Below are 19879 nucleotides of genomic sequence, written 5' to 3'. Positions count from 1 at the left end.
GCGGCGGTGCGGTGCGGTGCGATCGAACGCTAATTGTATCGAATCACGCGGATTCCCGTTGGCGCGGGAATCGGCTCATCAGAACGAGTACTGTGCCAGCAGCGTGTAGCGCGGACCGCTCATGAAGACCTGGCGGGTGAAGTCGCCCGCGTGCTGCTGCATGATCTGGCGCGTGTAGGCGTTGGTCAGGTTGGTCGCTTCCAGGCCGACGCGGAACTTGTCCGTGAAGTCGTAGAAGATCGAACCGTCCAGCTGGCCGTACGGCGCCTGGTACAGCGGCAGGCCGAACGCCTGGTCGTTCGTCGTCGTCGGGATCAGGTACTTGCCGGCCGGCGCGTCCGGATTCGTGTTCAAGCCGTTGTTGCCGCGGCTGCCCCACTGGGTCACGCCCAGCAGGTAACGCGAACGCCAGTTGTACGCGAGGCGCATCGACAGGCCGTGCTGTTCGTACATGACCGCGAGGTTGATCGTGTGACGCGACAGGCCTTGCATCGGGGTGTTGCCGAACGCGCGGCCGTCGGTGTCGCAGCCGTTGATGAACAGGTTGTAGTTCGACGCGGCGTCGTTACCCTGGCACCATGCGGAGAACACCGGATGGTTCAGCGTCTGGCGGCTCGACACGTAGGTCCAGCTGGCCTGCGTGCCGATGCCCTTCAGCCAGTCGGGGACGAAATCGTAGTACTGCTGGTGGGCGATCTCGAAACCGCGGGCGAAGCCCTTGGCGCCGTTGACCGGACCGGTCACCACGAAGGTCTGCGGCTTGCCGTTGACGTCGTTCGCCACGTAGTCATAGGACTGCGTCGTGATGATGTCCTTGATGTCCTTGTTGAACAGCGCGAAGGTCAGCGAACCGGCCTTGGCGAAGTACCACTCGGCGGTCAGGTCGACGTTGGTCGACGTGGTCGGCTTCAGCATGGCGTTGCCGTTGCTGTTGCCGTTCAGGCTCGTGCCGTCGAAGTGGACCGCGGTCGTGTTGCCGTTGGCGTCCTTGGTGAGCGTCTGCAGGGTCTGGGCGGACAAGGTCGTCTGCACCTGCAACTGGCCGAAGTCCGGGCGCGACATCGCCTTGGCCAGGGCGAAGCGGAACTGCAGCTTGTCGCTGTACTTCAGGCGCAGGTTCAGGCTCGGCAACCAGTTGTTGTACGAATTGGTCTCCGACATCTGCTGCGCGAACTTCGCGATGTTGACCAGGTTTTCCTGGCCGGACACGGCCGTGCCGTCCGTGGGCAGGTTCACGGTCGGCGGCGTGAACGAAACGTAGCCGCTGCCGACGTCCTTGGTTCTCACGTAGCGCAGGCCGATGTTGCCGTCGACCGGGTACTTCAGGTCGTCCCAGCCGAAGCGCAGCTGGCCGTACGCCGCGCGGGTCTTCTCGTTCTGCGAGTTGACGGAGGCCGGGTCGTTGAAGCTCGACGGCACCCACGGCGAGCAGGTCGAACCCTTTTCCGCGCACAGCACGTCGTGGTAGGCGTGGATCTTGGCCCACTGGTCCGGGAAGCCGCGCACCATCGACGCGTCGGCGAACAGCATCGGCGGCAGGTTGTATTTGCCGCCGAAGAAGTTGTCGATCTGCTGCAGCGACGCGCCGCCGGCGAAGCGCGGATCACCCAGGCGGGCGACGTGGTTGATCTGCCAGCCTTCCATCCACGGGAAGGTGATGGCCTGCCAGTTATAGAACGGCATGGCCTTGTTGTTGACGCCTTCGCGGTTGGCCATGCGCACGCCGAAGCGGACGTCGCGCAGCACCGGGTTGTCGAACGTGTAGCGGACGTCGGACTTCCAGGCCGTCTGGCTGGCCGTGGCGTGGTCCAGCGCTTCCTGGGTGTAGGCCCAGTAGTAGTTGTTCGGGTCCGCCATGTAGGCCGGCGAGCCGAGGGTGATCTGCGGGACGCGGCCGGTCATGTCCATCGTCTGGTTCGGCATGATGAAGCCGGTCGACACGTCGGCGTCGAAGCCCTCGGTCGTCGAGTGGACGTGCTGGACGTCGTTGGTCCAGGTCAGGTCAGGGGTCACGCGCCATTGCACGTTCGCCGAGATGTCGCGCGTGCTCGATTCACGCGTGTTGATGCGCTGCGAGCTGTTGAACGGCGAGCCGCCATACGTCGGGTTCGAGATCGTGCCGCTCTGGAACGCGCCGTTGCTGTTGAAGACCGAGTCGGCGCTGGCGACCTGCTGGTACCACTTGTCCTCGGACGAGGCGACGACGTGCTCGTCCAGGTCTTCCTTGTAGCGGGTCTTGAAGTAGGTCAGGCTGGCCGTCAGGTCCTTGTTCGGACGCCACTGGAACGCTGCGTAGTCGCCGCGGCGGGTGCGGTCGAACGCCTGCGAGCGATAGCCCACGCCGAGCGGGATCCACTGGGTCTTGGAACGGTCGTACAGGGCCGGGTCCGTCGAGTTCACGTGCGGCCAGTACGGGTCGACGCCCACGCCGTCCGAGCGCGTCGGGCTTTTCGCCTTCGCGAAGTCGACCAGGGCGCCGAATTCGCCGAGCGACGTCTTCCAGCGGTTCGACAGCAGGATGGTGCCGGTCGGGGACGGCGCGCCCTTGCGCAGGGTGGAGTAGGTTTCCGACAAACCCATCGAGCCCTTGAAGCCCTTGTAGTCGAACGGCATGGCCGTGCGCAGATTGACGAGGCCCGCGACGGCGCCTTCGATCTGTTCCGCGGACGGGTTCTTGTAGACGTCGACGCCGGCCATCAGCTCAGGTGCCACGTCGGCGAAGCCGAGCGAACGGCCGCCGCCGGCCGAGAACGCGTCGCGGCCGTTGATTTCCGAACGTACGTAGGTCAGGCCGCGCACCGACACGCCGGAACCTTCGACCGACTGGCGGTTCGGGTCGCCCGCCATGTTGCGGTCGATGGTGACGCCGGCGATACGCTGCAGCACCTCGGTGACCGAGCGGTCCGGCAGCTTGCCGATGTCTTCGGCGACGATCGAGTCGACGACTTCATCGGCATCCTGCTTGATTTTCTGCGCCGACTGCAGCGCGGCGCGCTGGCCGCTGATGTGGACGACGTTCGGCGCCGCGCTTTCGGTCGCAGGCGCGGTGGTGTCGCCGGTCGTCTGGGCCCATGCCGCCGCGCTGGAAAAGACGGCCACGTGTGCGACCGCTGCCGCGATTGCGGTCTTCTGGAAGTTCCTCATTGTCTCCCCCGATGATCAGGTAGTGTTTTTATGACAAGCTCTTGCGAAGCCAGGGTTGTTGTGATGCCTAACACTGGTTGTTATACGCTACCATAAATCTTTTCCGACGAGCTTACGTGCTTGTAAGTTTTGCGACAACGCAACAAATCATTGCGCGGTCTGGACGGAAAAAAACGGTGCCGCCAGGGGCTTGCCGGTCCGCGCCGCGCGGCCGGGAGAGAGTGCCGTCGGATTGCGGCAAAGCCCTGATATTACGAGTGAAAAGGGTAATTTTCACTTGGCGCCCGTGTTTGCGTACTGCAGGTGTTGCCAGCGGTAAGATCACCACACGATGTTATACGCAATCGATTTCATAACTGCCAAAAATTTTTTTTCCGGCGTGTGAGAAATACAACAACTGTGACGTGACAGCGCTGTCTTTTGACAGCGTCGCGTGCTGTCTCGTGGGGAGGGCACTAAACACGCTAAACACGCGACGGGGCAATATGATGGCCTGTTAGCGCGAACATTTTCCTTGCGCCGCAAACATCGCTTCGCTTAGCATAGCGGTAAGACGTGCACAAAAAATATACGGAGACCCATGCGCACCACGTTCACCCGCCGCGCCGGCGCACGCGCCGCCCTGGCCGCTCTCGCCGCCGGCTGCGCCTTGCTGGCCGCCATGCCGTCCGCCGCGCTCGCCGCGCCCGGCGCCGGTCATTACAAGCACTTCAAGACCGCGATCTACATCCCCGTGAACGTGACGCAGAGCCTCGTCGACCCGCGGGTCTTCGAACACCAGTTCGCGCGCGCCATGAGCCAGGTCCCGTTCGACAAGGTGTATATCGAGGGCTTCCGCGACAACCATTTCGCCACCGACGCCGAGATCGAAGCCGTCAAGCGCCAGTTCCAGGCCAAGGGCATCGAGGTGGCCGGCGGCGTCACGCTGGCGGCGGGCGGCTTCAACGGCCAGTTCATGACCTTCGACTACGAATCGCCGCGGGACCGCGACACGTGCAAGCGCGCGATGGCGCTGATGGCGCGCCACTTCGACCACGTGATCCTCGACGACTTCACGTTCTACACGTCGAAGTCCGACGCCGACATCAAAGCCAAGGGCACGCGCTCGTGGACGCAATACCGCCTGGACACGATGCGCAAGGTCTCGAAGGACCTGATCCTCGGACCGGCGCGCGCCGCCAACCCGAACGTCAAGGTCGTCATCAAGTACCCGAACTGGTACGAGCATTTCGAAGGGCTGGGCTTCGACCTCGCGCAGCAGCCCGAGATGTTCGACGGGATCTACGCGGGCACCGAGACGCGCGACCCCGTCATCACCGACCAGCTGCTGCAGCAGTACGAGTCGTACAACATCATCCGCTACTACGACACGTTGCGGCGCGACGGCGGCAACGGCGGCGGCTGGGTCGACACGTACTCGATCCGCTACGTCGACCGTTATGCCGAGCAGTTGTGGGACACGCTGCTCGCCAAGGCGCCCGAGATCACGCTGTTCAACTGGCATCCGGCCGCGCTGGACACACCTGCCGTCGCGGGCGAGCGTCCGTGGGCGGGCGAGTCCACGAGTTTCGATTGGGACCGCATCGTGGCCGGCTGGAAGTCTGCCCATCCGGACGCGAAGGCGCCGCCGGGCTGGGGCCTGGCCGCCGGTGCGGCGCTGAAGCAGATCGACGCCATGCTGGGCCAGCTGGGCAATCCGACGGGCATCCCGACCTACCGGCCGGCCAATTCCTCGTCCGCGGAAGACTTCCTGCCCAACTACCTGGGCAACGTCGGCATCCCGATCGCGCTGACGGCGCGCTTCCCGCAGGATGCGCAGACGATCCTGCTGACGCAGGCGTCGGCCGCCGATCCGGACGTATTGAACAAGGTGAAGCGCCAGCTGGAGGCGGGGAAGGTCGTGTTCGTGACGTCCGGCTTCGTCAAGGCGACGCAGGACCGCACGCGCAAGGACCGCGGCTTCCAGGACATCGTCGAAGTCTACGCGACGGGCAACCAAGTGCTGCTGAACGACTACTACAACGGCTACGGCGCGGGCAACGGCGAATCGCTGCGCGACGATCCCAAGGTGGCGCCGCGCGACGTGCTGTTCCCCGAGCTGCACTATTTCACGAACGACGCCTGGCCCATCGTGCGCGGCGTGGCGGGCGCGCGCGGCTTCCCCGTGCTGCTGATGAACCGGTATTCGAAGGGCATTCTCTATATCCTGTCCATTCCCGGCAATATCGGCGACTTGTACAGTTTGCCGCCGGGCGTGATGAACAGCGTGAAGAAATACCTGATGGCCGACGCGCCCGTGCGCATCGAGGCGCCCGCCGGCGTCAGCCTGTTCACGTACGATAACGGCGCCTACGTCATCGAATCGTTCCGCGACACCGCGACGACGGTGAAGGTGGTCAGGCACGCGGCGGCGGGCGCGGCGCGTCCGGCGGCCGAGACGGTGCCAGGCGGCGGCCGCGATGCGGTGAGCGAGGTGGTCGTGCCGCCGCACAGCTTCCGCGTCTTCAAGAGCTGACAAGGTGGATGGTCGCATGATGGAGATGGCGTGACGAAGTCGCTGAAATTGGCCCCGGCGCTGGCGTTGCTGGCCGGGCTCGCGCGCGCGCAGCAGGTGCCGTACGTGTGGGACAGCGTCGCCATCGGCGGCGGCGGTTTCGTCACGGCGGTCGTGCCCAGCCGCGCCGCGCCCGGCGTCGCGTACGCGCGCACGGACGTGGGCGGCGCCTACCGCTGGGACCCGCGCCGGCACCGCTGGATCCCGCTGCTCGATTGGGTGGCGGAAGACCAGACAGGCCTCCTCGGCATCGATGCGCTGGCCGTCGACCCGCGCGACGCCGACGATCTCTGGCTCCTCGCCGGCACCGCCTACCTGAACGGCGGCCGCACCGCGATCCTGCATTCGACCGACGGGGGCAAGACCTTCGCCGTCGTCGACGTCACCCGGCAGTTCAAGACCCACGGCAACGGCATGGGCCGCCAGGACGGCGAGCGCCTCGCCGTCGATCCGGCCGACAGCAAGCTGCTGTACGTGGGCACGCGCCGCGACGGTCTGTTCAAGAGCGTCGACGCGGGCCGCACCTGGCGCCGCATGGCGGGCCTGCCGGTGACGTCCACGCCGAACGACGTGGGCATCGTCGCCGTCGTGCCCGATCCGGCCAGCGTGCGCGACGGCCAGGCGCGCCGCCTGTTCGCGGGCGTGTCGCGCTTCGGCGCCGTCGGGCCCAACCTGTACCGCAGCGACGACGGCGGCGCCACGTTCGCGCCGGTGGCCGGGGCACCGGTGGACCTGATGCCGCAGCGCGCCGTGCCGGACGGGGCGGGGAATTTGATCGTCACGTTCGCGAACGGCGCCGGACCGCATCCGGACCGCGGCGGCCGCGAACCGATGGACCGCGGCCAGGTGTGGAAGTACGCGATCGCCAGCGGCGCCTGGACGAACATCACGCCGGCCGGCTGGACGCGGCCGTTCGCCGGGATCAGCGTCGATCCGAAGAATCCGCAGCGCCTCGTCGTCTCCACCATCAACACCTTCCTGCCGCAGGGCGACGCCAAGGGCGACCGGATCTTCCTGTCGCGCGACGGCGGCGCCACCTGGACGGACGTGATCGCGCGCGGCTTCGTCCGCGACGGGGCCGGCGTGCCCTGGGTGCGGGGCCACGCGATCCACTGGGCCGGCTCCGTCGCATTCGATCCGGCCGACACGCACGCCGTCTGGGTCACGTCCGGCAACGGCGTGTTCCGCACGGCGAACATCGACGCGGCGCCGGCCACGTGGACGTTCACGGTGGACGGGCTGGAAGAGACGGTGCCGCTGGGCCTCGTCAGCATCCCGGGCGGCCCGCTCGTGTCGGCGATCGGCGACTACGACGGCTTCCTGCACGACGACCCGGCGCGCTACGGCCGCATCCACGAACCGCAGATCGGCACGACGACCGGCCTCGCCTTCGCGGCCAAGGACGTGCGCACGATGGTGCGCGTGGGTGACAGCATGCTCGTCACGCACGACGGCGGCGCGACCTGGACGAAGACGGCCGCGCTCGAGGGCCGGCGCGGCCGGGTCGCGATGTCCGCCGACGGCGCGGTGATCCTGCATGCGCCGGAACGGGCGCAAGAGGTCTGGCGGTCGGCCGACGGCGGCGCCACGTGGACGCGCGCCGCCGGGCTCGCGGCGCCGAATCTGCGGCCCGTGGCCGACCCCGTCGATCCGCACGTGTTCTACGCCTACGACGGGACGGCGCTCTTCGCCAGTACGGACGGCGGCGCGACGTTCGCGCCGCGCGCGCGCCTGGCGCCGGGCGGATCGCCGCTCGTGCGCGTGGCGCCGGGCCGGGCGGGGGACGTGTGGGTCGCGCTCAAGGGCGGCGGCCTCGTACGCTCGCGCGACGGCGGCGCCCACTTCGCGCCGATCGCGAAGGTAGCCTACTGCGGCGCGGTCGGCTTCGGCAAGGCGGCGCCCGGGCACGACTATCCCGCCGTGTACATCTGGGGCGAGGTCCGGGGCGTGCGCGGCATCCACCGTTCGGACGACGGCGGCGCCAGCTGGACCCGCATCAACGACGACGCCCACCAGTACGGCGGACCGGGCGACGGCCGGTTTATCCTGGGCGACATGAACCGCTACGGCGTCGTGTACATGAGTACCGCCGGCCGCGGCATCGTCTACGGGAAGCCTGCCGTGCGCTGAGTGCGGATGGCGGAGCGATTTTTATGGTTCTTGTTTGTAATCGATTTCATCACATGATGCCCAACCTGTCCCTCACGGCCGCGCGCCGGATCGCGCACAAGACCATCCTCGCACTGGCGCTGGCGGGCCTCGGCGCCGCGGCGCCGGCCGCGCCCAGCCTCGTGCTGCGCTACGACCGGCCGGCCCAGGACAACGACCAGGGCTGGGAAAAGGAAGCGCTCCCGATCGGCAACGGGCGCATCGGCGCCATGGTATTCGGCGGGCTGGCCCGCGAGCACCTGCAGTTCAACGACATCACCCTGTGGTCCGGCGACGACAAGTCGATGGGGGCCTATCAGCCGTTCGGCGACGTCGTTGTCGACCTGCCGGGCCATGACGCGGACGCGAGCGACTACCGGCGCACGCTGGATCTCGAGCACGGCATCCACGCCGTCACGTACACGCACGGCGGTGTGCATTTCCGGCGCGAGGCGTGGGCCAGCCATCCGGCGCAGGTGATCGTGCTGCGCCTGACGGCCGACCGGCCGGGCCAGTACAGCGGCACGATCGCGCTGTCCGACCGCCACGGCGCGCACCTTGCGGCCGCGAACAATCGCCTGTACGCGAGCGGCACGCTGGCCGGCTGGACCCTGCCGGGCGAGGCGCCCACCGCGAACGTGCTGGATTATGCGAGCCAGGTGCAGGTGCTGAACGAGGGCGGCAAGGCGGCCGTGCAGGATGGCCGCGTCGTGTTTTCCGGCTGCGACGCGCTCACCGTGATCGTCGGCGCCGGCACGAGCTACGTGGCGGACGCCGCGCGCCGCTTCCAGGGCGCAGCGCCGCTGGCGCGGGTGACGGCGCAGGTCTCGGCCGCGGCCGCGCGTCCCGTCGCCGAACTGCGCGCGGAGCACGAACGCGACGTCGCCGGCCTGCTGGACCGCGTGCAGCTGGACCTCGGCGCGAGCGCGCCGGAACGCCGCGCCATGCCGACGGACGCGCGCGTGCTGGCGTACACGAAGGCGGGCAACGATCCGGAACTGGAAGCGCAGTACTTCCAGTACGGCCGCTACCTGCTCGTGTCCAGTTCGCGCGACTCGCTGCCCGCGAACCTGCAGGGCCTGTGGAACAACAGCCTCACGCCGCCGTGGAAATCGGACTACCACACGAACATCAACGTCCAGATGAATTACTGGCCGGCCGAAGTGACGAACCTGTCCGAGACGGCGCGGCCGTTCTTCGGTTTCGTCACGAGCGTGGCGCCCGTGTGGCGCCGGACAACCGCGGCCGCGTTCAAGACCGCGGACGGCAAGCCGGTGCGCGGCTGGACCTTGCGCACCGAATCGAATCCGTTCGGCGCGATGGGCTATTTGTGGAACAAGACGGCCAATGCCTGGTACGCCCAGCACTTCTGGGAACACTACGCGTTCACGCAGGACAAGGCGTTCCTGCGCGACGTCGCCTACCCGATGATGAAGGAGGCGAGCGCGTTCTGGCAGGACTACCTGAAGGAACTGCCGGACGGGCGCCTCGTCGCGCCGCAGGGCTGGTCGCCCGAGCACGGCCCCGTCGAGGATGGCGTCACGTACGACCAGGAGATCGTCTGGGACCTGTTCAACAACACGGTGGAAGCGGCCGGCATCCTCGGCGTCGACAAGCCGCTGCGCGACCGGCTGGCGCGGATGCGCGACCGGCTCGCGGCGCCGAAGGTCGGCAGCTGGGGCCAGCTGCTCGAATGGCTCGAGGAAAAGAAGGACCCGGTGCTCGACACGCCGGGCGACACGCACCGCCACGTATCGCACCTGTTCGCCCTGTTCCCGGGCCGCCAGATCAGCCCCGCGCGCACGCCGGCGCTCGCCGCGGCGGCCAAGCGCACGCTCACCGCGCGCGGCGACGCGGGCACCGGCTGGTCGATGGCGTGGAAGATGGCGTTCTGGGCGCGCTTGTACGACGGAGACCACGCCTACACGATGCTGCGCGGCCTGCTCGCCACGCCCGGCGCGCGCGCGGCCCAGCAGGCCGGCCCCGGTTCGGAACACAACAACGCGGGCGGCACGTATCCGAACCTGCTGGACGCGCACCCGCCGTTCCAGATCGACGGCAATTTCGGCGCCACGGCCGCCATCGCGGAAATGCTGTTGCAGTCGCAGACCGGCATGATCCAGCTGCTGCCGGCGCTGCCGTCCGCGTGGCCGGACGGCGCGGTGCAAGGGTTGCGCGCACGGGGCGGATTCGAGGTCGGCATGCGCTGGACGCGCGGTCGCCTCGTGGATGCCGTCGTGCGCGCGGCCGCCGGCGGCGGGACGGCCCTTGTGCGCTACGACGACCGGACCGTGGCCGTCAAGCTGCGGCCGGGCGAGAGCCGCGTGCTGGACGCGGCGCAGTTTCAAGCGCCTTTGCAATGAAGAGCGCCGTCTTCTACGATATCAGCGAGTCCGTGACGGGTGGCCGTGCGGGCATCCGCTTTTTACAACAATGCCACGACTGGAGACCCGTTCGCGCATGAAAACCAAATCCTTCCGCCTGGTGGCGGCCAGCCTGCTCCTCGCCGCCCACGCCGCCCACGCCGCGGCCCCATCCCCGGACATGCCCCGCATCGTGGGCAAGGACGGCCACTATGCCCTGATGGTCGACGGCGCGCCGTTCCTCGTGCTGGGCGGCCAGGCCCAGAATTCCAGCAACTACCCGGCCGCGCTGCCCAAGGTGTGGGCCGCGCTGAAGGATGCGCATGCGAACACGCTGGAGATCCCGGTCGCGTGGGAACAGATCGAACCGAAGGAAGGCACGTTCGACTTCGGCTACGTCGACACGCTGGTGCGCGAGGCGCGCGAGCACAAGACGCGCCTCGTGCTGCTGTGGTTCGGCACCTGGAAGAATACGGGGCCGGCCTACGCGCCGGAATGGGTCAAGTTCGACAACAAGCGCTTCCCGCGCATGATCGACAAGGATGGCAAGACGAGCTACTGCCTGTCGCCATTTGGCGACACCACGCGGGCCGCCGACAAGAAGGCGTTCGTGGCGCTGATGGAACACATCAAGAAGATCGACGCCGGCCAGCACACCGTGATCATGGTGCAGGTCGAGAACGAAGTGGGTACCTACGGCGTCGCGCGCGACTACGCGGCGCGCGCCCAGGCCGCGTTCCAGCAGCCGGTGCCGGCCGCCGTCGTCGCGCACCAGCCGCCGCCCGCAGGCCGTCCGAAACAGGGCACGTGGAGCCAGGTGTACGGCGACTACGCCGAACAGTATTTTCACACGTGGGCCATCGCCAGTTACATCGAAGACATCGCCAAGGCCGGCCGCGCGGTATACGATTTACCGATGTACGTGAACAATGCGCTGCGCGACCCGCACGTGAACGAACCGACCCCGCCGTGGAAGGGCGATTTCGCCAGCGGCGGACCGACCTACGACGTGATCGGCATTTATAAGGCCGCCGCGCCGCACATCGACTTCGCCGGTCCGGACATCTACCTGCCGCAGTCGGACAAGGTCGCGGCGACCCTGCAGCTGTTCAAGCGCCCGGACAACCCGCTGATGGTGCCGGAGATGGGCAACGCGGCCGGCTATGCGCGCTACGTCTACGAGATCATCGGCAAGGGCGCGCTGGGCGTGGCGCCGTTCGGCATCGACTACGCCTCGTACAGCAATTACCCGCTCGGCTCCAAGTTCACCGACCGCCGCATGGTCGAGCCGTTCGCCAAGGTCTACGACGTGTTCGCGCCGATGCAGCGCGTGTGGGCCAATTGGGCGTACGAAGGCCGTACTTACGGCGTGGCCGAAGGCGACGACCGCAAGCCGCAGACCGTCGCGATGAACGGCTGGGACGCGCGCCTGTCGTTCCGCGAATTCCAGTTCGGCGAGCGCGACTACCTGCAGGACAAGAACGACTACCCCGACGGCACCGAGCACCCGTCCGGCGGCGCCGCCATCGCGCAGATCGGCCCGAACGAGTTCGTCATCGTGGGTCAGAAGATCCGCGTCAAATTGTCCGGCACCGGCCCCAATGCCGGCAAGCCCGCGATGTTCGCGCGGGTGGAGGAGGGCCATTACGACCCGGACGGCAAATGGGTCATGGAGCGCAACTGGAACGGCGACCAGACCGACTACGGCCTGAACCTGCCGGCCATGCCCACCGTGCTGAAGGTGCGGATGGGGACGTACTGAGAGGAGACAACCATGCAATTCACCCGAATCGCCGCCGCGGCCATGCTGCTGGCCGCCGGCAGCCAGGCCCTCGCGGGCACCGTCCAGCAGACCGCCACCGGCATCGACGTGCGCCCGGACGGCGGCCCGGCGAAGCTCGTGCGCCTCGAGCTGATGGCCGATAACATCGTCCACGTCGTCAAGCTCGACAACCCGGACAAGCGGCTGACGCCTTCGCTGATGACGGTCGCCAAGCCGTGCGGCTGCGCCTTCGCGGTCGCGAACGGCAAGGACGCCGTCACGCTGACGGCGAAAAGGATCTCGGCCGAGGTGTCGCTGAAGGATGGCCAGGTCCGCTTCTTCGACGCGGCCGGCAAACCGTTCCTGACCCAGGCCGCGGAAACGATGGCGCCGATCCAGGTCGGCGGCAAGCCGTACCTCGCCATCAAGGAAGGTTTCAATTACGGCACGCACGACGCGTTCTACGGCCTGGGCCAGCACCAGAACGCGCAGATGAATTACAACGGCGAGGACGTGCTGCTGCAGCAGCACAATATGATCGCCGCGGTGCCGTTCGTCGTCTCGGACAAGAACTATGGTCTCTTGTGGGACAACAACGGCATCAGCCGCTTCGGCGACGCCAAGCCCTACGCCTGGCTGTCGCGCGACCTTGAGCTGACCGACGACCAGGGCAAGCCGGGCGGCCTCACGGCCCGTTACTACATCGACGGCAAGCTCGCGTTCACGCGGCAGGAAAAGGACATCGCCTACCAGTACCTGAAGGACGTCGCCGAGAACTGGCCGAAAGAACTGCCGCCGATGAAGGCGCTGGGCGGGAAGCACGTCAAGGTCGTGTGGGACGGCGCGATGGCCAGCCCGAAGGCCGGCGTGCACAAGATGCAGCTGTACGCGTCGGATTACGCGACGCTCACGGTCGACGGCAAGCAGGTCATGGACGTGTGGCGCCAGGGCTGGAACCCGTGGTATCACAATTTCGAGGTCAAGTTCGAGCCGAACAAGCCGGTCAAGCTGCACCTGGAGTGGAAGCCGTCGGGCGGCATGATCGCGATGACGCACAACGATCCGCTGCCCGCGCCGGAACGCCATTCGCTGACGATGTCGTCGGAGATCGCGGAAGCGGTCAACTACTACGTGATCCAGGCGGACGACATGGACAACGTCATCGGGGGCTACCGCCTGCTGACGGGCCAGCAGCCGATGATGCCGAAATGGGCGTACGGCTTCTGGCAATCGCGCCAGCGCTACGAGACGCAGCAGCAGTTGCTGGACACCGTCGCGGAGTACCGCAAGCGCGGCTGGCCGCTCGATAACATCGTGCAGGACTGGTTCTACTGGCCGGAAGACGGCTGGGGTTCGCACGACTTCGACAAGGTCCGCTTCCCCGATCCGCAGGGCATGGTCGACGCGGTGCACAAGCAGCACGCCCACATTATGATCTCCATCTGGGGCAAGTTCTACGCCAATACGGCCAACTACAAGGAGCTTGCGGCCAAGGGCCATATGTGGACGAAGAACGTCGAGGACGGCGCGCTGGACTGGGTCGGCAAGGGTTACAAGAACAGCCACTACGACCCGTACACGAAGGAGGCGCGCGACATCTATTATCGGCAGCTGGAGCACAAGCTGGTCGACAAGGGCTTCGACGCCTGGTGGATGGACAACACGGAACCGGACGTCCTGTCGAATTCGCGGCTGGAGGATTTCAAGAAGCTGATCGGCCCGACCGTCTACGGCCCCGGCGAGATCACCTTCAACCCGTACAGCCTCGTGCACTCGGGCGGCATGATCGACGGCCTGCGCCGCGACCAGCCCGACAAGCGCCAGTTCATCCTGTCGCGCTCGGGCTTCGCCGGCATCCAGCGCAATTCGGTGGCCGTGTGGAGCGGCGACACCGCTGGGCGCTGGAACAATCTGTACGACCAGATCGCGTCGGGCGTGAACTTCTCGATGTCCGGCATCCCGAACTGGACGCACGACATCGGCGGCTATGCGCAGGAGACGCGCTTCCAGTACGGCGACGTGGGCTCGGCCCAGGAAAACCGCGTGACGGCCAAGCACCAGGCCAAGCCGGAAGACATGAAGGAATGGCGTGAGCTGAACCTGCGCTGGTTCCAGTTCGGCGCGTTCTCGCCGCTGTTCCGTTCGCACGGCGAAGTGGTCAAGCGCGAGATCTACAACATCGCGGCCGGCGACGACGCGATGCGCGACTCCATGGTGGGCTACCTGAAGCTGCGCTACCGCCTGATGCCGTACATTTACACGATGGCGGCCGACACGCATTACCGCAACGGCACCATGATGCGCGGGCTCGTGATGGACTTCCCGCACGACGCCAAGGTCAAGGACATCAAGGATCAATACCTGTTCGGCCACGCGCTGATGGTGGCGCCGGTCACGAGTTACGGCGCGCGCGAGCGCACCGTCTACTTCCCGGCGGGCGCCGACTGGTACGACTTCGATACCGGCAAGCGCTACGCGGGCGGCACCGGCGCGACCGTTCCGGCACCGTTGAACCGCATCCCGGTGTTCGTGCGCGCGGGCGCCGTGATCCCGACGGGCCCGGTCATGCAATACGTGGACGAGAAGCCGGATGCGCCGATCGTGCTGCAGGTCTACGCCGGCGCCAACGGCCAGGCCTACCTGTACGAGGACGACGGCGTGACGAACGCGTACGAGCGGGGCGAATACAGCAGCATTCCGTTCGCCTACGACGACAAGGCGGGCACCGTCACGATCGGCGCGCGCAGCGGCCAGTACAAGGGCATGCCGGCGACGCGCCAGATCAAGGTGCGCCTGCTGCGTCCGGGCGTGTCCACGAGCGCCGACATGGACGCGGCCGACAAGACCGTGACGTACGACGGCAAGCCGGTCACCGTCAAGCTGTGAAGACCGGCGTCGCCCTCGCGCTCCTGCTGGCCGGCCTGCACGGCCAGGCCGGCGCCGCGCCCGTGCGCGACGCGCCCGTGGACGCGCGGGCGGATGCGCGCACGCGCGCGGAATTCGCGTGGCTGCGCCAGACCTGGGGCCGGCACACCATCGCCGGCCAGCAGGACCTGACGTGGAACGACGGCGTGGACATGACGCAACGTGTGCTCGACGCCACCGGCAAGTATCCGGCGCTGATGGGTTTCGACTTCATGAACACGTGGTCGACTGGCGATGGCGCGCACCAGGTCGATGAAGCCATCGCGTGGGCGCGGCGCGGTGGCCTCGTGACGTTCTGCTGGCACTGGCGCGATCCGTCGGCGCCGGCGGGCACGCAGGGCAACTTCTATGCGCGCGAGCCGGATGCGCGCAAGAACACGGCGTTCACGATCCCCGTGCGCGACGGCCGGCTGGACACCGGAAGCGCCGCCGGGCGCGCGCTCGACGCCGACATCGATCGCCTGGCCGTGCAACTCGCGAAGCTGCGGGCGGCGGGCGTGACGGTGCTGTGGCGGCCGTTGCACGAAGCGTCGGGCGACCGCGGCGACGGCTGGTTCTGGTGGGGCCGCAAGCGCACGGACGGCGTGCCGAACGCGCAGGCCTATGTGCTGCTGTACCGCCACCTGTTCGACCGGCTGGTGAACGGCCACGGCCTGCACAACCTGATCTGGGTGTGGAACGGCCAGGACGCGGCCTGGTATCCGGGCGACGTCGTCGTCGACATCGTCGGCTACGACGTGTACGACGACGCCGACGGCAAGACCTACAAGTCGCAGGTCGACGTCTACCGGCGCATGGCCGCCATCGGCGCCGCCACCAAACCGGTGGCGCTGAGCGAGAACAGCTACATCCCCGATCCCGACAACATGCGGCGGGACGGCGCGCGCTGGCTGTGGTTCCTGACGTGGAACGACGGCCGCGCGGCTCCTGGTGCGGCCGACCGGAATAACTTCTGGTCCGGCGATTATTACAACACGGCGGCGCACAAGACGAAGGTCTATCACGACCCGGACGTGATCACCCTCGACAGACTGCCCGCATTCCTGAAAGCTCCCCAATGAAACGACTCACTACGACTCTCTTCCTGGCCGCGCTCATGCATGCGGGCCTCGCATTCGCCGGCGTCGCCGTGGCGCCCGACGACAAGAACCTCTTGTACACGGGCCGCATCGACTTTTCCAAGCCGGCCGCACCCGTCATCACCTGGCCCAACACGTCCATCGCGGGCAACTTCACGGGCACGTCGCTGTCCCTCACGCTGGACGACGAGAAGGGCAAGAATTATTTCAACGTCTTCCTCGACGGCGACACGGCGAGCCCGCTGATCATCGAAGCGGGCCAGGGCAGCAAGAAATACGACGTGGCGGCCGGCCTCGCGCCGGGCCAGCACAGCTTCCTGATCACCAAGCGCACCGAAGGCGAAGAGGGCGCGACCGTGTTCCGCGGGCTGGAACTGGCGGACGGCGGTCAGATGCTGGCGCCGCCGGCCCGTCCCAAGCGCCGCATCGAATTCTTCGGCGATTCCATCACGAGCGGCATGGGCGACGAGGCGCCGATGAATGGCCGCGACGACGTCGTCCGCGACAAGAACAGCTTCCTGTCGTATGCCGGCATCACGGCGCGCAACCTGGGCGCGGAACTGCACCAGACGTCGCAGAGCGGCATCGGCATCATGATCAGTTGGTTCCCGTTCACGATGCCCGACTTCTACGACCAGTTGAGCGCCGTCGGCAATAACGACACGCACTGGGATTTCGCCAGCTGGACCCCGGACGTCGTCGTCATCAACCTGCTGCAGAACGACAGGTGGCTGATCGGCGACCACCACAAGCTGCAGCCGGAACCGAACGATGCGCAGCGCGTGGCCGCGTACGAAACCTTCGTCAAGCGCATCCGCCAGCTCTATCCGAAGGCGTACATCGTGTGCGCGCTGGGCAGCATGGACGCGACGCGCCCCGGTTCCGTGTGGCCGGGCTATATCAAGTCGGCCGTGGAAGACATGCACAAGCACGGCGACGCGCGCATCGACACGGTGTTCTTCCCCTTCACAGGCTATGGCCAGCATCCGCGCCTGAAGCACCAGCGTAACAATGCCGAGATCCTGACGGCCTTCATCCGCAAGAAGATGGGCTGGTAAGGCCCGCCGGTCAGCGCTCCAGCGACTGCAGCGCCGCCGCCACGTACACGAGCGGCGCATTCCAGTTGATGGCCACCTCGTTGCTCGCGTAGGCGCACGCATTGTCCAGGTAGGACAGGGCCGGCGCCTTCGACGCGTAGCCCACGCGGCAGTCCTTGGCGTCCTGCTGGCCCGGGTTCGGTCCGCCCACGAGCCAGCCCGGCACGGGCGCCGCGATGCCGTCCGCCACCGACGGCCGGTGGTGCGGATGCATGGGCGAGCGGGCGCCGAAGCCCGTCACATAGCTCATGCCGAGCGGATTGCGGCCCAACGTGTAGTCGAACGCCGACTGCGCCGCGTCCAGGTACGCGGCCTTGTGCGTGAGTCGGTAGGCCTGCACGAGCATCAGCGCCTGGTTCAGCGCGACCGCATTGCTGCCCCAGACGAAGTCGGACGTCGCCATCGGCAGCCGGACCGGCGACGCCTGCCGGCGCGCCACCAGCTCGTCGGCCGCCGCCAGGATATGGCGGCGCGCGCCGTCGGCGTCGTCCGGATGTTTCAGGTGCGCGCGCTGCTGCGCGAGCGAGATCCAGCCGAGCGGCCGCACATCGCTCCAGCCGGGCGCCGTCTGCACGCCGGGCGCGGCGGCGAGGGCGCGCGCACGGTAGTCGTCCTTGCCCGTCGCGATATACAGCTCGGATGCGGCCCAGGAAAATTCGTCGTCCAGCTTCTCGTCGTCATAGGTCCCCGTCGCGATGTCGGGCGGTTGCCGATACGTGACCGCCGGATGCTCGACGGCCCAGCGCCACGCGCTTTCCGCGGCGGCCAGGTAGCGCTGCGAGCGGCCCGGCGCCTTCGCATCGAACGGCGCCAGCACGCGGCTCGCCGCTGCCATCACGGCCGCGAAATCCAGGGCCGCGGCCGTCGTCTTCTGCACGACGTAGCGCGGCGCGGTGGCGCGGTCCGGCATCACCATGCCGTCGAAGCGCTTGTTCGTCAGCTTGTGATAGACGCCGCCGTCGTCCGGATCCTGCATCGTCGCCATCCAGTCGAGGTTCCACAGCACCTCGTCGAGGATGTCCGGCATGCCGTTGCCGGATTCCGGCACGTTCAGCGCGAGCTTGTCGAACCAGGCCGGGAAGTGCTCGTAGGCGGCCAGCAGCGTGTAGGTGCTGATGCCCGAGTTGACGATGTATTTGTTGTAGTCGCCCGCGTCGTACCAGCCTTTCGGGCTCGCGATCACGGTGCCTTCCGGACGCTTGGGCGAAGCCGCCGACGCGTGCACGAGCACCTTGTCGTCAGGATGGCCCAGCGCCCGCGCATACGGGCCGGCGACGCGCGCATCGAGGGCGATGCCGGCGCGCTGCAGCGTGTACGCATGGATCGCGCCGGCGTCGAGCGCGCGGTACGCGTCCGCGCCGATGACGAATGCCGGCGAATCCGGCTGGCCGGCGACCGCGATGCGGTAGGTGCCCGCCGTGCGCAGGCCGGAGAAATCGGCGATGCGCACGCTCTCGCCGGACGCGTCCCACGTCGCCGCGGGACCCAGCGTGCCCTCGAACACGGCCTTGCCGCTCGCCGCGTCGACGATCTTGAAGGTGCTGCCCGCGCCGGCCGGGACGACGGCCAGCTTTTGCGCGGCGGGCAGGAAGCCCAGCTGGTTCACGTCGATGCCGGCGGCGGCGGCGTGCGCGGTGCCGGCCGCGAGGAACGCGGCGCAGGCGAGCAGGGTTGGGCGATGCATGGGGTCTCCGGGTCGGCGCGGTGATAGTCGCGGTTGGAATCGATTTCATCGTACCCTGCCGGGAAACGCGAAGTCAATCGGCGCAACGAACGGCGCCCGTCAATACGGGGACCGTTGATTTCACGATCATTGCCTCGGCCATGCGATCCGGTCAATAATTGCACTCGTCGAACTAATTCATCAACAACCGCGAAGACGAGAGGATCCCTTGAAACCACGTATCTTGCTGTGCGCGCTGCTGCTGGCCGGCACCGCCGGCGCATCGGCCGCCGACCGATTCGACGTCGCCGTCACGGCCGACGACCTGCCGGCCCACGGCACGCTGCCGGCCGGGATGACCTGGGCCGGCATCGCGCATTCCTATGTCGATACCCTGAAGGCGCACGGCGTGCCGGAAACCTGGGGCTTCGTCAACGCCAAGCGCATCGCCGAAAATCCGGCCAGCGAAGCGGCGCTGGACGTGTGGCGCCAGGCCGGCTACCCGCTCGGCAACCATACGTACAGCCATCTGGGGCTGTCGCAGGCGCCGTCGCTGGAGGCGTGGGAGGCGGACGCGCGCGCCGGCGAGGCCGTGCTGAAGAAGCACATGGCGGGCCACGACTGGCACGTGCTGCGCTATCCGTTCCTCGACGCCGCCGGCACCGGCGCGCGCCACGACGGCGCGCTGGATTGGCTGAAGAAGCAGGGCTACCGCATCGCCGACGTCAGCCTGGGATTCGACGACTGGGCCTACACGGAAACGTATGCCCGCTGCCTCGCGAAGAACGACGCGGCGGCGATCGCCGGCATGAAGGCCAGCTACTTCCGCCGCGTCGACCAGCAACTGGTCCGCACGAAGGCGATGTCGCAGCGCGTGTACGGCCGCACGATTCCGCTCGTGCTGCTGACGCACATGGGGGCATGGAGCGCCGCCACGCTGCCGGAAGTGATGAAGCGCCTGGACGCGGCTGGCGCGCATTACGTGACGCTGGACCAGGCCCAGTCCGACGCCGCGTACCGCGCGCCGAGCCCGCATTTCGGCAACGGCGCGCTGATGGAACGGCAAGCGCAGGATGCCGGCATCGACCTGTCCGGCCTGCCGGCCGTGGAACCGGTCGGCAACCTGGACGCGCTGTGCCGCTGA

General features: G+C 67.5%; 10 protein-coding genes. 8 read left to right on the top strand and 2 right to left on the bottom strand.

Going from position 1 to position 19879, the window contains the following annotated elements:
• Positions 1-78 precede the first annotated feature (78 nt).
• Positions 79-3144, bottom strand: a complete 3066-nt coding sequence (locus ISF28_RS15955) for a TonB-dependent receptor (RefSeq protein WP_198118162.1) — start codon at positions 3142-3144, stop codon at positions 79-81.
• A gap of 580 nt (positions 3145-3724) precedes the next feature.
• On the opposite strand from ISF28_RS15955, the gene ISF28_RS15950 reads away from it, so the two are divergent.
• The 7 genes from ISF28_RS15950 to ISF28_RS15920 all read left to right on the top strand — a co-directional run bounded on the left by ISF28_RS15950 (position 3725) and on the right by ISF28_RS15920 (position 17033).
• Positions 3725-5659 (top strand): putative glycosyl hydrolase, encoded by a 1935-nt coding sequence (locus ISF28_RS15950; RefSeq protein WP_198118161.1) that lies wholly within the window; start codon positions 3725-3727, stop codon positions 5657-5659.
• Between the two features lie 30 nt (positions 5660-5689).
• Entirely contained in the window at positions 5690-7828 is a 2139-nt protein-coding gene (locus ISF28_RS15945) for a beta propeller repeat protein (protein WP_198118160.1), read from the top strand.
• Positions 7829-7881: 53 nt separating this feature from the next.
• Complete coding sequence (locus ISF28_RS15940; protein WP_229519123.1) at positions 7882-10209, top strand: glycoside hydrolase family 95 protein; 2328 nt, start codon at positions 7882-7884, stop codon at positions 10207-10209.
• 97 nt (positions 10210-10306) lie between these two features.
• Positions 10307-11971 (top strand): GH35 family beta-galactosidase, encoded by a 1665-nt coding sequence (locus tag ISF28_RS15935; RefSeq protein ID WP_198118159.1) that lies wholly within the window; start codon positions 10307-10309, stop codon positions 11969-11971.
• Between the two features lie 12 nt (positions 11972-11983).
• Positions 11984-14857, top strand: a complete 2874-nt coding sequence (locus ISF28_RS15930) for a glycoside hydrolase family 31 protein (RefSeq protein WP_198118158.1) — start codon at positions 11984-11986, stop codon at positions 14855-14857.
• Positions 14854-15957 carry a glycosyl hydrolase gene (locus ISF28_RS15925; protein ID WP_198118157.1) on the top strand — a complete coding sequence of 368 codons (1104 nt, stop codon included), beginning with the start codon at positions 14854-14856 and terminating at the stop codon, positions 15955-15957. The genes ISF28_RS15930 and ISF28_RS15925 overlap by 4 nt, the downstream gene beginning before the upstream one ends.
• On the top strand, positions 15954-17033 hold the full coding sequence (locus ISF28_RS15920) for an SGNH/GDSL hydrolase family protein (protein ID WP_198118156.1): 1080 nt from the start codon (positions 15954-15956) through the stop codon (positions 17031-17033). Before ISF28_RS15925 ends, ISF28_RS15920 begins: the two co-directional genes overlap by 4 nt.
• A gap of 10 nt (positions 17034-17043) precedes the next feature.
• Here ISF28_RS15920 and ISF28_RS15915 read toward each other — a convergent pair whose 3' ends face one another.
• Positions 17044-18756: a glycoside hydrolase family 9 protein gene (locus ISF28_RS15915; RefSeq protein WP_198118155.1), complete on the bottom strand. Its 1713-nt coding sequence runs from the start codon at positions 18754-18756 to the stop codon at positions 17044-17046.
• A gap of 208 nt (positions 18757-18964) precedes the next feature.
• Here ISF28_RS15915 and ISF28_RS15910 point away from each other — a divergent pair, with 208 nt between their 5' ends.
• Positions 18965-19879, top strand: a complete 915-nt coding sequence (locus ISF28_RS15910) for a polysaccharide deacetylase family protein (RefSeq protein ID WP_198118154.1) — start codon at positions 18965-18967, stop codon at positions 19877-19879.

Origin of the sequence: Massilia rhizosphaerae, from assembly GCF_016093545.1 — a bacterium.
GTDB lineage: Bacteria > Pseudomonadota > Gammaproteobacteria > Burkholderiales > Burkholderiaceae_D > Telluria > Telluria rhizosphaerae.
Note: the sequence above shows the minus strand (reverse complement) of the source record. Positions and strands in the feature narration are given on the sequence as shown.

What these genes read in the sequence shown, in the direction of transcription:
- ISF28_RS15935 (WP_198118159.1), top strand. Translation starts at nt 10,307, where the DNA reads ATGAAAACCAAATCCTTCCGCCTGGTGGCGGCCAGCCTGCTCCTCGCC.
- ISF28_RS15915 (WP_198118155.1), bottom strand. Translation starts at nt 18,756, where the DNA reads ATGCATCGCCCAACCCTGCTCGCCTGCGCCGCGTTCCTCGCGGCCGGC.
- ISF28_RS15940 (WP_229519123.1), top strand. Translation starts at nt 7,882, where the DNA reads ATGATGCCCAACCTGTCCCTCACGGCCGCGCGCCGGATCGCGCACAAG.
- ISF28_RS15955 (WP_198118162.1), bottom strand. Translation starts at nt 3,144, where the DNA reads ATGAGGAACTTCCAGAAGACCGCAATCGCGGCAGCGGTCGCACACGTG.
- ISF28_RS15920 (WP_198118156.1), top strand. Translation starts at nt 15,954, where the DNA reads ATGAAACGACTCACTACGACTCTCTTCCTGGCCGCGCTCATGCATGCG.
- ISF28_RS15950 (WP_198118161.1), top strand. Translation starts at nt 3,725, where the DNA reads ATGCGCACCACGTTCACCCGCCGCGCCGGCGCACGCGCCGCCCTGGCC.
- ISF28_RS15930 (WP_198118158.1), top strand. Translation starts at nt 11,984, where the DNA reads ATGCAATTCACCCGAATCGCCGCCGCGGCCATGCTGCTGGCCGCCGGC.